Raw genomic sequence first — 13,526 nt, forward strand, 5'->3', positions numbered from 1 at the left:
CCACACCCCGCCTGAGGAGAGGACAGCGATGCGCCCCGTTTCCCTGGCCGTCCTGACCGCGATCGCCTGCCTGTCCGCGGCGCCGGCGTTCGCGCATGCCTTGCTTCGGCGTTCGGTGCCGCCCGTGGGCGCCACGGTGCAAACGCCGCCGGCGGCCGTCACGATCACCTTCACCGAGGCAGTGGAGCCGCGCTTCAGCAGCATCACGGTGCAGGACGCCGCCGGCAACCGGGTGGATGCCGGCGACACGCACGCCGATCCCGCCGACGCGAAGCAGCTCAGCGTCAGCCTGACTCCGCTGCCGCCCGGAACCTACACGATCACCTGGCATGTCACCTCGGTGGACACGCACAGGACCGAAGGCAGCTTCACCGTCACGGTGGCGCCCAGGGGGACGCCGTGAGTCCGGGTTCGCCCTGACCGTGGCGACGATCGACATCGCAGCATCGGTTTTGCGCGCGATGCATCTGCTGGCGCTGCTGTCGCTGTTCGGCACGCTGGCCAGCCTCGCGGTGGTCGCACCCCCGGCGCTGGCGGCAGGAGGGGCGGCCGGCGCGGCCGCGCACCGCCGGCTGGTGGGCCTGGCACGCGGCAGCGCCGTGCTGGCGCTGGTCGGCGGCATCTTGTGGCTGGGCGCGGCAACCGCCGTGATCGCCGGCGCCGACACGCTGGCGGCAACCATCGCCGTGCTGCCGACCGTGGCGCTGCGCACCCGCTTCGGCCAGTTGCTGCTGCTGCGCCTGCTGCTGCTGGTCGTGGCCTTCCCGCTGCTGCGGGTGCGCCGCGGCGTCCTGCCCGTGCCGTTGGTCCTGGCGGGGGTCGCCCTGGCCTTGCAGGGGGCGCTGGGGCACGCCGGCGCGGTCGGCGGCAGCACCGGCGCGGGGCTGCTGGGCTCGGAACTGCTGCACCTGCTGGCGGCCGGCGCCTGGCTTGGCGGCCTGGCGCCGCTGCTGGTGCTGACCGCCACCCTGCCGGCGCCGGCCGTGGCGATGGCGCTGCGGCGTTTCTCGCCGCTCGGCGTGTCCGCCGTGCTGGTGCTGGCAGGCACGGCGCTGGCGCAGGCGAGCGCGTTCATCGGCGGCCTGTCGGGCCTGCTCGGCACGGGATACGGCCACATCGCCACGCTGAAGCTGTCGCTGTTCCTGCTGCTGGTGATGGTGGCGGCCGTCAACCGGTTCGTGCTCACCGAGCGGCTCGCGGGGATTCGCCCCGCCCGCATGCGTCCCGCGCGGGCCCGCCTGTTGCTGCTGCTGGCGCTGGCCTGCGAAGTGACCGCGGGGGCATCGGTCGTGGCTGCGGCGGCCTTCCTCGCCGCGTCGATGCCGGCGACGCATCAGCAACCGATCTGGCCATTCGCCTGGCGCCCGAGCCTGACGGCGCTGGCCGATCCCGCGCTTCGGCGCGCGGTAATCGCGGCGGCGCTGGCTTGCGGCGTGGCGGGCGCGCTGGCGGCGATGGGGCTCGCGTGGCGGCGGGTCCGCTGGCCGGCCCTTGCTGCGTCCGCGGTCGTCCTGGCGCTGGCGGTGCCGCATCTGCAGCCGCTGCTGATCCCGGCCTACCCGTCCAGCTTCTACACCTCGCCCACCGAATTCGCCGATAGCGCCATCGTGCGCGGTGCCCGGCTGTTCGAGCGGAACTGCGCGGTCTGCCATGGAGCCTCCGGCCACGGCGACGGCCCGGCCGCTCGCGCGTCGCCGGTGCCGCCGGCCGACCTGACGGCGGAGCATTTGTGGGCGCACACCGATGGCGAGTTGTTCTGGTACCTCTCCCACGGCATCGACCGCCCGGATGGCAGCCAGACAATGCCCGGCTTCGCCGGCCGGCTGTCGAGCGAGGCACGCTGGCAATTGATCGACTTCCTGCGCGCCCATAATGCCGGGGAAAACATGCGGGTCTTCGGCACGTGGCCGCACCCGCTGCCGGTGCCCCAGTTCGACGCGGATTGCGCGGACGGGCGGGCCATCAACATGGATGACCTGCGCCGACGGGTGCTGCGCTTCGTCGCCGCGCCCACTGCCAGGATGCCGCCGGTCGTGGATATCGAGGTCACGACGATCCTCCTTGCCGGGAAGCGGCCAATCGAGCCGGACCCCGCCGCGTGCGTGGCCAATGCGGCGGAGACCTGGGCGGCCTTCGCCATCATTGCCGGCGTGCCGCAGGAGGGTCTGGCGGGGGCGCAGTTCGTGGCGGACCGGAATGGCTGGCTGCGGGCGCTGTGGCGGCCGGGCGAGCCGATGACGCTGGCGGAGGTGATCCGTGACATTGCCGCGCATCCGTTGCCGCTCAGTGCCGGGGGGGTGCAGGGGCACCGGCATTGACACGGTGCGGTGGCTTACCCCTCACCCCAGCCCTCTCCCGCAAGGGGAGAGGGGGTTTTTACCGTCGCGCTACTTCACTTCGACGAGGGCGACGCGGTTCACGCCGCTTTCGGCCAGGACGAGGTTGCCGTCGCGGGTGGTCATCATGTTGCGCACCACGCCGCCGCCGGCGGGGATCTTCCAGGTCTGGAATGTCCGCGCCGCGAGGTCGAAGCGCACCAGGGCATTGGGGCTCACGCCGGTCTCGACATACCACACCGCACCCTTCAGCACGGCGATGGCATAGGGCTGGGAGTTGGGGCCGCCAGGCAATGCGAATTCGCGCGCGGCACCCGTTGCCGGATCGAAGCGGCCGAGCTGGCCGCGGGCGTAGTCGGTGTACCAGATGATGTCGTCGGGTGTGATGGCGATGCGGCGCGGGCGGGTGCCGGGGTTGGGCAGGACATGCTCGGTCACGTGCATCGTGACGGGGTCGATGCTGCCGAGGCGATTGGTGCCGAACTCGTCGAAGAACGGGATGCCCTTCGAGGTGAACACCAGGCCGTACGGCAGCGCGCGCGGCGTGGGGACGGTGACGAGGCGGATGGCGCCGGTGCCGGGATCGAGGCGGCCGATCATGTTGCCGCCCTGCACGGTGAACCACAGGGTACCGTTGCGGTCGAATAGCGGCGTGTGCGGGTCGCGCGCCTTCGGGTCCGGCAGGCGGTATTCCGTGAATTTGCCGGTGCGCGGGTCGAGCCGGCCGATCAGGCCGGAGAAGTTGCCAGTATACCAGATGTCGCCCTGGGCGTCGGCGACCAGGCCGTGCGGACCGGCATTCGGCGTGGGCGTCTGGAATTCCTGGATGTGGCCGGTCGCGGGATCGACCCGGCCGAGCAGGTTGGCCATATGGCCGGAATACCAGATGGCGCCATCGGCGGTGGCAAGCGGGTCGTGCGGGCGCGCGCCGGGCGTGGGCACGACCCATTCGCGAAAGGACACCTGGGTGCTGCCTTCAAGGGCGACGGCGGCGGGCCGGACTTTCGGCGGGAAATGGGCGATGAGGTAATCGGTGATGGTGGCGACCTGCTCCGGCGCGATCGGGGCACCGACATTGCGCATCATGGCGACGACTTTGCGCCAGTCCTGCGGGCTGTAGCCGGAGGCCGTCAGGCGACGGACCTCGTGGCAGCCGGTGCAGGCGGCTTCCACTTCCACCTTGCCGGGACCGTCGGGCAGCTGGTTCTGGGCGAGGGCCGGGGCTGCCGCGCCGAGCAGCAGGGCGAACGGGATCGCTATGCGGGCCGGGTGCGGCATCATTCCTCCGTTCGGGAAGACATTGCGCTGTGGTAGCGGGGAGCATAGCAGGATCGTGGCGTGGGCGGCACCTTGCCACTGCGGTTGCCGCGCCCGCAGAGTCGCCGCCCCGCACGATGCACGAGGACGCCTGCCGATGCCGAACGCCGCCGCGGAGCGGATCCCGCCGCTGGAGAGGACCCTCCCTGCCCTGCTGGTGCGGCAGGCGGCGCTGTACGGGGACCGCATCCTGTTCCGCGCTGGTGACGTGGCCTGGCGCTATGCGGACATGCCCGGCGTCGCGGCGCGGTCGGCGGGGCGATTGCTGGCGGCGGGCGTCGCGGCGGGTGATCGCGTGGCGATCATGAGCGGCAACCGGGCGGAGTTCCTGGAGCTGTTCCTGGGCTGCGCCTGGATGGGCGCGATCGCGGTGCCGGTGAACGTCGCCTCACGCGGGCCGCAGTTGCAGCACGTGCTGGACAATTCCGGGGCACGGCTGCTGGTGGTCGAGCCGGGGCTGGCGGCGGCGCTGGCGACGGTGGATCTGGGCGCGCTGACGGTCTGGCGGATCGAGGCGCTGCCGCCGGCAGGCGGGAACGTGCCGCCTGTCGCCGCCGGGCCGGGCGATACGGTGGCGATCCTCTACACCAGCGGCACCACCGGGCCGTCGAAGGGCGTGTGCTGCCCGCAGGCGCAGATGTTGTGGTGGGGGTTCAACACCGCGGCGCTGCTGGGCGTCGGGCCGGGCGACGTGCTGTGCACGACGCTGCCGCTGTTTCATACCAACGCGCTCAACACCTTCTACCAGGCGCTGCTGCACGGGGCGACGATGGTGGTGGAGCGGCGGTTCTCGGCGTCGCGGTTCTGGCAGGCGATGGCGCAGAGCGGGGCCAGCGTGACCTATCTGCTGGGGGCGATGGTGCCGATCCTGCTGTCGCGGCCGGTGGCGGCGGAGGAACGTGCGCATCGCGTGCGCATCGCGCTGGCGCCGGGGGTTCCGGCGCAGTTCCATGAGGCGTTCACCGAGCGCACGGGGGTGCGGCTGCTGGACGGGTATGGCTCCACCGAGACCAATTTCGTGATCGGCACCACCATCGAGCACCAGCGGCCGGGAACGATGGGGCCGGTGGCGCCGGGGTTCGAGGCGCAGGTGGTGGACGCGCTGGACAACCCGTTGCCGGACGGGACGCCGGGCGAGCTGGTGCTGCGGGCGGAGGCGCCGTTCGCCTTCGCCACGGGGTATTGGGGCATGCCCGAGAAGACGGTGGAGGCGTGGCGCAACCTGCGCTTCCATACCGGCGACCGGGTGGTGCGCGATGCCGACGGGTATTTCCGCTTCGTCGACCGCATGAAGGATGCGATCCGCAGGCGGGGGGAGAACATCTCCGCCTACGAGGTGGAGCAGGTGCTGCTGGCGCATCCGCAAGTGGCGAATGCCGCGGTGTTTCCGGTGCGTGCGGACATGGCCGAGGACGAGGTGATGGCGGCCGTGGTGCCGGCCGAGGGCGGCGCGCCGGCACCGGAGGAGCTGATCGCGCACTGCACGCGGCTGCTGCCGTATTTCGCGGTGCCGCGCTATCTGGAGTTCGCCGATGCGTTGCCGGTGACCGAGAACGGCAAGGTGCGCAAATACGTGCTGATCGAACGGGGCGTGACTGCGGCGACCTGGGACCGGACCCGGGGCTTATAAGCCCGCTGTAACGCCCCCATTTCTGGCGGGTCAGCCGAGTGCCGCTGATGCACCGGAAGGCTTGCGATTGCCCATGCATGCCCGCGTCCCCGCGCCGCCGCCCCGCGACACGCGCCTCGATGTGGTGCGCGGCTGGTTGCAGCTGACGATCTTCTTCAGCCATGCGTTCGGCTCGTTCGCCGGCGATTGGCTGGTCTACGGGTCGTGGGGGCTGTCGGACAGTTCGGAGCAGTTCGTGTTCCTGTCCGGGCTGGTACTGGGCAGCGTGTTCGCCCGCATCGCCGCGCGGGACGGCGTTGCGGCGGCGACGCGGGACATGATGCGGCGGACGCTGCGGCTTTATCGCACGCATCTGCTGGTGTTCGCGCTGTTCGGCGCCATGGTGGTGGCGGCCGGCGCGGTGCTGCCGGGCGAGGCGCAGGGCATGGGGTGGGGCTTCATGCTGCGCCGTCCGCTGCCGGCGGCGGCGGCGGCGCTGACGCTGCTGTACCAGCCGGCGTTCATGGGCATCCTGCCGATCTTCATCTGGTGCATGCTCGCCCTGCCCGCTTTCGACGCGTTGCAGCGCCGCGTCGGCGAGGCGGCGCTGGCCGCGCCGGTGGGGCTGTACCTGCTGGTCCGCATGACCGGCCTGAACGTGCCCAGCCTGGGGCCGGATACCGGCATCGCCTTCGATCCGTTCGCCTGGCAGGTGGTGTTCATGCTGGGCGCCTGGGTCGGCCGGCGGCGGCTGCTGCGCGGCCACGGCCTGCCGCGGCATGACGGCGTGACCGTGGCGGCGGTGCTGGTGCTGGCAGTGGGGTTGGCGGCGCGGCTGGCCTGGGCGGGGATCACGCCGTGGCCGCATCTGGACCCGTCGGCCTGGGTGGGCAAGGAGGAACTGGTGCCGCCGCGGCTGCTGCATGCGCTGGCGCTGGCCTGGCTGGTGGCCCGCTTCGTGCCCGCCGAGGCGCGCTGGATGCACACCGCGCCGTTCCGCGTGCTGGCGGCGATCGGGCGGCACAGCCTGCAGGTGTTCTGCGTCGGCCTGTTCCTGTCCTGGGGCGTGACGGCGGCGTTGCGGCTGTGGCCGGGGCATGCCTGGATCGATCCGGCGCTGATCGCGCTCGGCAGCGCGGTGATGGCCGGGGTGGCGTGGCGGCTGGACGGCGCGTTGCGGCGGCGGCGGGCGGAGGAGCGGCGTAACACGCCGCCGGGGCCAGAGTCCTCGCTGGGAAGGCCGATCTATCCGCACGGCACGGGAGCCACGCGATGACGCATCTGGGGCCGCAGCGAGCGGCAGCGGGCCGGACCGACCGCTTCGGCATGGCGCATGCGGGCGGATCGCGACCGGCGCTGAAGGCATTCGCGGACGCCGTGCGGGGTCTCGCGGCTTATCGGCCGGAAGCTCCGGCAGCGCTCATCCAAGCGATCGAGGCGGCCCCGGGGCTGACCGCGGCGCACGCGCTGCGGGGAATGACCGAGGTGCTGCGGTCGCTGCCGGTGGCGGTTGACGCCGCGCGCCTGGCACGGGAGGCGGCCTGCGCCACGCTGTCAGAGGCATCGACCGCCGACGAGACGGCGTTGTGCGAGGCGCTGGACGCGGCGCTGGAGGGGCGGTTGCTGGCCGCTGCGGACGTGCTGGACGCGCAACTGGTGCGTCGCCCCGGCGTGCTGCTGTTCGTGAAGCTGGCGACCATGCTGCGCTTCGTGGCCGGCGACGGCGCCGGCATGCGCCAGACCACGGCCCGGGTGCTGCCGGCGTGGTCGCCGGTGCAGCCCGGCTACGGGTTTGTCCTGGGCTGCCATGCCTTCGGGCTGGAGGAGACCGGCGCCTACGTGGCGGCCGAGCGCGCCGGCCGCCGGGCGGTGGAGCATGAGCCGCAGGACGCCTGGGGCATCCATGCCGTCGCCCATGTCTACGAGATGACCGCACAGCCGCTGGCGGGGATTGCCTGGCTGGAGCGCTGCCGCCCGGCCTGGAGCGGTTGCAACAACTTCGCCTTCCACCTGGCCTGGCACCTGGCCCTGTTCCACCTGGAGCAGGGCCGGCACGACCGCGTGCTGGAGCTTTATGACCGCGAGGTGCGCCCGACGGAGTCCGAGGAGTATCGCGACGTCGCCAATGCGGCGTCGCTGTTGTGGCGGCTGCGCCAGGAGGGTGTCGATGTCGGCAACCGCTGGGCGGAGCTGGCGGGGATCGCGCGGCGGCGGCGGCATGAGACGGTGCTGATCTTCGCCACGCTGCACCGGTTGCTGGCGCTGGTGGCGGTGGGCGACCGGGCGGCGGCGGCGGAGACGCTGGCGGCGATCGCGGCGGCCGGGCGCGGCGGCGGCGACCAGGCGCATGTGGCGGCGACGGTCGGCTTGCCGCTGGCCCGCGCCGTGGCGGGCCGGGACGAGGACGCCGGGCCCCTGCCCCGGATCGCCTGGGCGCTGGATGCGCTGGGCGGCAGCGCGGCGCAGCGCGACGTGTTCATGCGCACGCTCGCGGCGCTGGCCGTGGCCCGGCGGGACCCGGCCGCAAGCAGCGAGATCCTGGCGCTGCGGCGCCGGCTGCGGCGCGACGACCGCTTCCTGGCAGTGCTTGGTGCGGGCGACGAATAGGTCCGCGGCTCAGGGCGCGGGGTTGTCGGCGAGCGCGCGGTAGCCGGCGAGCGCCCGGCTGGCGTCCGCGGCGCTCATTTCCTCGCGCAGCACCTTGTCGGCTTCGCCGGTGCGGCCGGAGAGCGCGAGGGCCAGGGCCAGGTTGTCGCGCGCACGGCGGTCGGCGTTGCCGTCACGGGCGAGCTGGCCGAGCATCGTGGCGCCCTCCTCCGGCTTGCCCGAGACGCTGAGCGAGAGGCCGAGATTGGTTCGCGCGGAGGTGAGGTCGGGCGCAAGCGCCAGGGCCTGCAGATAGGCGTCCTGCGCCTGCGCATGGCGGCCCTGCAGGTCGCGGGCGACGCCGAGGTTGTTGAGTATGGCCGGGTTCTTGGCGTCGCGCGCGAGCGCCTGTTCGAACAGCTTCTCCGCCTGGGCGGCGTTGGAGGCGAGCAGGATCCGGCCCAGGCCGACCTGCGCTTCGGTCAGGCGGCCGTCGACGGCCAGCGCCCGGCGGTAGCTTGCCTCGGCGGCGCTGCTGTTGCCGAGCATCATGTTGGCCCGGGCATGGCGCAGCAGCGCGTCGGTGTTGCGGGGGTTGGTGGCCAGCATGCCCTCAAGCGCCTGCAGCGCCACGGCGGGCGTCCCCGAGGCGATGGCCGCATCGGCGATGCGCAGGCCGGGCGCCGTGCCGGAACCGGACTGGGATGCCGTGGCGCCGCAGCCGGCAAGACCGATCAACAGGACGACGATCGACAGGCGACGCATGTCACGACCTCAATGCTTGAACAACCTGACGGCCTGCAGCATCGCCGGTCCACCCACCACCATGAACAGGCTGGGCAGGATGAACAAGATCATCGGCAGGGTCAGCAGCACGGGCAGCCTAGCGGCCCTCTCTTCGAATCGCGTTAAGATCTCCTGGCGCAGTTCGGCCGACAGCACGCGCAGCGCTTCCGCGAGCGGCGTGCCGTATTGCAGCGTCTGCGCCAGCGTGGCGACCACGCGCTTGACCTCCGCAAGTCCGGTGCGCTCGCCGAGGCTGTAGAGCACTGCCGAGCTGTCCGAGCTGATCTGGAATTCGCTCGATGTGATCAGCAATTCGGTGCCGACCGCCGGGTGGGCCGACTGGATTTCGGTGCCGACGCGCTGGATCGCGGGTTCGAGGCTGAGGCCGGATTCCGCGCACATCACCAGCATGTCCAACGCGTCCGGCAGGCCGTCGGCGATCGCCGCCTGGTAGCGCTTGCGCAGCGCGCTCACGACATAGTCCGGCGCCAGCAACCCGCCGACCGCGGCACCGGCCAGCAGCACGTTGCGCATGATCGGGTTGGCGATGGCGTTGTGCAGCAGCAGGAAGACCGCGACCGGGAGCACCACAGCCAGCACGATCTTGGCGGCGACGAACACGGCGACCGCATTGCCGCCGCGGATGCCGGCCCGATACAGGCTCTGCTGCAGCGAATCGACGGTCTGGCTCGACAGGATGCCGCTGCGCAGGATGCCCTGGCCCATGCCGGCGATCATCTTCAAGGCCTGGCGCGGGCTGGCCACGGTGGCGGTGGACGCCGCGGCGCCGATGTGGCCGGCGCGTGCCTGTTCCAGGCGGGCGTCCACGCGTCGCTGGCGCGCCGCATACCGCATCAGCAGGGCACCGGCCCCGAGCATCACCAGCGATGCGCCGACGCCCAGGCTGACGACGAATTGCGGGATCATGCCAGGCTCTTCTCGATGATGGTCCGCATGATGAACGCGCCGATCCCGAGCGACGTGAAGGCGGAGGCCAGGATCAGGCGGCCGGTCGGGTCGAAGAACAGGACGCCCATATAGGCCGGGTTGATCAGATAGAGCCCGCCCATCGCCAGCACCGGCAGACCGCCCAGGATCATGGCGGTGGTGCGCGCCTCCGAAGCCAGTGCCCGGCCGCGCGACTTCAGCGCCATGCGCTTGCGCACGATATTTGCGAGATTGTCGAGCGTCTCGCCCAGGCGTCCGCCGGTCTGACTTTGCAGCGTCAGCGCGGTCGCGAAGAAGCGGAACTCGGTGATGTCATTGCGATCAGCCATCGATTTCAGCGCGTCCGCGATCGGGGTGCCGATCGACAGATCGCCGGCGACGCGCCCGAACTCGCCGGCCGACGGCTGCTGGCTTTCGCGCGCGACGATGCGGATGGCTTCGGTGAGCGGCACGCCGGCGCGCACCGAGCGGACGATCATGGCCAGGCAGTCCGGGAACTGCGCGTACAGCTTCTGCCGGCGGCGCAGCATCATCATGTTGAAGATGGCGCGGCTGGAGAGGACCCAGACCGCCGGCAGCGATACCCAGGCGATCGGCCCGAGCAGCTCCACCAGCAGGCCGGCGAGCAGGCGCGCGGCCACCAGCGTGGTCAACAGCAGCACCCACCATTTCACCGGATACTGCTCGGACTGCGCGACGTTGAAGCCGAACAGGCTGGCCGCCCGCTCGATCAGCGAATCGGGCTTGGCGGCCGGCTTGTTGCGCACCAGCCGGGGCGCCTCGACGCGCCGGATGCGCATATGCGGGGCGGTCGCGGCCTCGAAGCGCTGGCGGATCTTTTCCTGCCGGGCCTGCCCGTTCACGACCAGCAGGCCGGTGAAGCCGAGGCCGGTCAGGCCGACGAATGCCAGCAGCAACAGGACCAGCAGATTGCCATGCATTACTCGTCGGCCCCTTCCATGGCGGCGGTCCAGGCGCGTTCGAGGCCGAAATAGGCCAGGCGCGGCTGGAAGAACGGGCGGCTGCGCACCGCCTTGTAATGGCCGCGCAGCCGGCCGTCCGAACCCTCGCTGTCGATCTGGAAGCGGAAGATGTCGTTCAGCAACACGATCTCGCCTTCCATGCCGCAGATCTCCGTGACCTGGGTGACGCGGCGGCCACCGTCGCGCTGGCGCTCGACCTGGATGATGATGTCGACCGCGCTGACGATCTGGGTGCGGATGGCGCTGAGCGGCAGGCCCATGCTGCCCATCTGCACCATGTTCTCGATACGGGTGACGGCGTCGCGGGTGTTGTTGGCGTGGATGGTGGACATGCTGCCGTCATGGCCGGTGTTCATGGCCTGCAGCATGTCGAAGGCCTCGCTGCCGCGGACCTCGCCGATGATGATGCGGTCGGGGCGCATGCGCAGCGCATTGCGCACGAGGTCGCGCTGCGACACCTCGCCGCGGCCTTCGAGGTTGGCGGGCCGCGTCTCCATCCGCACGACATGCGGCTGCTGCAGCTGCAGCTCGGCCGCGTCCTCGACGGTGATGATGCGCTCGCCGTGGTCGATCAGGCGCGACATCGCGTTCAGCAGCGTGGTCTTTCCCGAGCCGGTGCCGCCGGAGATGATGACGTTGAGGCGGATCTGCGATGCGATCTCGAGCACGCGGGCGACCGGGCGCGTCATCGCGCCGAATTCGATCAGCTTGTTGAAGTCGATCGTCTTCTTGCCGAACTTGCGGATCGAGACATAGGGTCCGTCGAGGGCCAGGGGCGGCAGCACGATGTTGACGCGTGAGCCGTCCTTCAGGCGCGCATCGACCATCGGGCTCGATTCGTCGACACGCCGTCCGACCGCGGCGGCGATGCGCTGGCAGACATTGATGAGATGCGCGGTGTCGCGGAACCGCACCGGAGCGTTGAACACCTTGCCACGGCGCTCGACGAATACCGTGGTCGGGCCGTTGACCATGATGTCGTTGATGGTCTCGTCCTCGAGCAGCGGCTCCAGCGGCCCGAGGCCGAGCATGTCGTCGACCAACTCGGTGGCGAGCTGGCGCTGCTCGCGGCCGTTGAGCTGGATGCGCCTCTCGGTCGCGATCTCGCTGATCAGCAGCTCGACTTCCGGGATCAGCAGCTCGGGCGGCGAGTTGGAGATCGAGGTGGGATCGAGCTTGGCCAGGCACAGCGCGCGCAGTTCGCTCAGCAGCGTGTCGGGCGACGCCTTGGAGGCCGGCTCCGGTGCGGGCGGCGGCTCCGCGACCGGCGGCGGCACGAGCGGCGCCGGACCTGCCTCGGCCAGTCCGTGCTGCGTGCGGCCGCGGCGCCCGAAGACCGGGGACGTGACATGCATGGCTACCGCCCGCCGAACAGGCGCCAGCGGCGCCTGGCCTTGGGCCCGTCGGTATCCTCGCCGGACTTGGAGGCGTCGAGCAGGCGCACGAAGGCCGTAAGCCGGGCGAGCTCGACGATGCCACGGCGAAACCCGTTGCGGTTGGAGGCAATCGCCTGGCCCAGGGTGGCCGCGTTCTCGACCGCGCGCGGCAGGTCGGGGACGACGATGTCGACCTTGGTCTTCAGCGCTTCCTCGACCTTGCGGCGAGTGAGCGAGCCCTTCAGGCCGAGGCGGTTGAGCACGATGATGGGCCGGCGGGTCTGGCCGCTGCCGGCCGGCAGCGACAACAGCCGCAGGGCGTCGCGCACGCAGGCCAGCGTCGGCTCCATCACCAGGACCCGCTGCTGGGAGATGTCGAGCAGGTCGCGATACAGCGGGTGCGGCGCGAACGGGACGTCGCAGACGACGAAGTTGTAGCGCCGGCTGAGCGCCTGGATCAGCGCCTGGGCGGCATTGGGGGCGTAGCCGGGCTGCTCGGCCAGCTTGACCTCGCCGGCCAGCACATGCAGGCGATCCGAGACCGGCTGGGCCGAGCGCTCGACGAACAGTTCGTCGATGCGTTCAGGGTTCTCAAGGGCCATGCGCAGCCCCGGGCCGGCCGGGCAATCGAGCAGCATGGCCGCGGTGCCCAGATGCAGGTCGGGATCGAGCAGTACGGTGTGGCGGTCGGCGGTGACGCCGAAATGGTAGGCGAGATTGACCGCGATGGTGGTGGCGCCGACGCCGCCGCGCACGCCGGTAATGGAGACCACGCGCCCGCCCGGCCCGGTCTCCTCCGCCGGCGCGCGGCCGACGACCAGCGGGGCGAAATGCCGGCTGATCATGTCGCGCGTCACCGGCTTGGTGAGGTATTCGAGCGCGCCCAGGCCGCGCGTGACTTCGCGGTAGAAGTCGAGATTGTTGAGCTCGCCGATCACCAGCACGCGCACGTCGGGTTCGGAGACGAAGGACAGGTCGTGCAGCGCCGTCAGCGGCTGTTCGACGCCGGTGACATCGACGATCAGGACGCGCGGGGTCGCGGCCTTGCGCAATGCGTGGATGGCCGCCTTGATGCCGCCGCGACGGATGTCGAGGTCGGTGTGCGCGACGTCGGCAAGGCCTTCGCGCAACGCGGCCTCGGTGGCGGCGTCCTCGACGAAGGCGACCAGAGCGGGACGGTCGTGGCGGCCGGCCTGGGCGGGCAGGTCCGACGCCGACTGGCGCTGCAGGGCCAGGGTATCGCCATCGGCCATGGCGTTACGACCCGCCGCCGGACGAGCCGCCGCTGGATCCGACGCTGGAGATGCTGCTCTGCGGCAATGGCTTGACCTTGTCGTTGCGCAGGCGCTCGATCGCCTTGGCCGCGCTGTCGCCGTCGGCCTCGACGGTGCCGCGGCCCTGCACGAGGTCGGCGGGGCGCGCCACCTGCAGTTCGAGGTTCAGGGCGTTCGCCCCCATCGGGCGCCAGGTGCCGGGCCGCTTGTACGGATCGACCATCGATTCGCCGATCGAACAGCCGCCGAGGGTCAGGACGGAGAGCGCAATGAGCGGCAGGGCGAGGCGGAGGCGGAACATGCTGCACCCT

At 71.3% G+C, this 13,526-nt stretch carries 12 protein-coding genes; 5 read left to right on the forward strand and 7 right to left on the reverse strand.

Annotation, left to right across the window (positions count from 1 at the left end):
• Window positions 1-28 precede the first annotated feature (28 nt).
• The gene (locus tag OL599_RS14650) at window positions 29-403 is read left to right on the forward strand and encodes a copper resistance CopC family protein (protein ID WP_264714544.1); all 375 of its coding nucleotides are present in this window, start codon (window positions 29-31) and stop codon (window positions 401-403) included.
• Between the two features lie 19 nt (window positions 404-422).
• Window positions 423-2,318: a CopD family protein gene (locus OL599_RS14655; protein ID WP_264714545.1), complete on the forward strand. Its 1,896-nt coding sequence runs from the start codon at window positions 423-425 to the stop codon at window positions 2,316-2,318.
• Window positions 2,319-2,387: 69 nt separating this feature from the next.
• Here OL599_RS14655 and OL599_RS14660 read toward each other — a convergent pair whose 3' ends face one another.
• The gene (locus OL599_RS14660; protein WP_264714546.1) at window positions 2,388-3,614 is read right to left on the reverse strand and encodes a Vgb family protein; all 1,227 of its coding nucleotides are present in this window, start codon (window positions 3,612-3,614) and stop codon (window positions 2,388-2,390) included.
• A 136-nt stretch (window positions 3,615-3,750) separates the two neighbouring features.
• Between OL599_RS14660 and OL599_RS14665 the strand changes: the two genes are divergently transcribed.
• The 3 genes from OL599_RS14665 to OL599_RS14675 all read left to right on the forward strand — a co-directional run bounded on the left by OL599_RS14665 (window position 3,751) and on the right by OL599_RS14675 (window position 7,869).
• Complete coding sequence (locus tag OL599_RS14665; RefSeq protein ID WP_264714547.1) at window positions 3,751-5,283, forward strand: ATP-dependent acyl-CoA ligase; 1,533 nt, start codon at window positions 3,751-3,753, stop codon at window positions 5,281-5,283.
• Between the two features lie 73 nt (window positions 5,284-5,356).
• Window positions 5,357-6,538: an OpgC family protein gene (locus OL599_RS14670; RefSeq protein ID WP_264714548.1), complete on the forward strand. Its 1,182-nt coding sequence runs from the start codon at window positions 5,357-5,359 to the stop codon at window positions 6,536-6,538.
• Window positions 6,535-7,869, forward strand: a complete 1,335-nt coding sequence (locus OL599_RS14675; RefSeq protein WP_264714549.1) for a tetratricopeptide repeat protein — start codon at window positions 6,535-6,537, stop codon at window positions 7,867-7,869. Before OL599_RS14670 ends, OL599_RS14675 begins: the two co-directional genes overlap by 4 nt.
• Before the next feature lie 9 nt (window positions 7,870-7,878).
• On the opposite strand, the gene OL599_RS14680 is transcribed toward OL599_RS14675, so the two are convergent.
• The 6 genes from OL599_RS14680 to OL599_RS14705 are packed head-to-tail and all read right to left on the reverse strand — an operon-like array spanning window position 7,879 to window position 13,516.
• On the reverse strand, window positions 7,879-8,613 hold the full coding sequence (locus OL599_RS14680) for a tetratricopeptide repeat protein (RefSeq protein ID WP_264714550.1): 735 nt from the start codon (window positions 8,611-8,613) through the stop codon (window positions 7,879-7,881).
• 9 nt (window positions 8,614-8,622) lie between these two features.
• On the reverse strand, window positions 8,623-9,561 hold the full coding sequence (locus OL599_RS14685; protein ID WP_264714551.1) for a type II secretion system F family protein: 939 nt from the start codon (window positions 9,559-9,561) through the stop codon (window positions 8,623-8,625).
• On the reverse strand, window positions 9,558-10,523 hold the full coding sequence (locus tag OL599_RS14690; RefSeq protein WP_264714552.1) for a type II secretion system F family protein: 966 nt from the start codon (window positions 10,521-10,523) through the stop codon (window positions 9,558-9,560). Before OL599_RS14690 ends, OL599_RS14685 begins: the two co-directional genes overlap by 4 nt.
• Window positions 10,523-11,920, reverse strand: coding sequence for a CpaF family protein (locus OL599_RS14695; RefSeq protein WP_264714553.1), 1,398 nt, complete (start codon window positions 11,918-11,920; stop codon window positions 10,523-10,525). Before OL599_RS14695 ends, OL599_RS14690 begins: the two co-directional genes overlap by 1 nt.
• A gap of 2 nt (window positions 11,921-11,922) precedes the next feature.
• A complete protein-coding gene (locus OL599_RS14700; protein ID WP_264714554.1) occupies window positions 11,923-13,194 on the reverse strand; it encodes an AAA family ATPase in 1,272 nt (423 codons plus the stop codon).
• A 4-nt stretch (window positions 13,195-13,198) separates the two neighbouring features.
• The gene (locus OL599_RS14705; RefSeq protein ID WP_264714555.1) at window positions 13,199-13,516 is read right to left on the reverse strand and encodes a hypothetical protein; all 318 of its coding nucleotides are present in this window, start codon (window positions 13,514-13,516) and stop codon (window positions 13,199-13,201) included.
• Window positions 13,517-13,526 lie beyond the last annotated feature (10 nt).

The sequence above is a fragment of the Limobrevibacterium gyesilva genome (assembly GCF_025989185.1).
Classification (GTDB): Bacteria; Pseudomonadota; Alphaproteobacteria; order Acetobacterales; family Acetobacteraceae; genus Limobrevibacterium; species Limobrevibacterium gyesilva.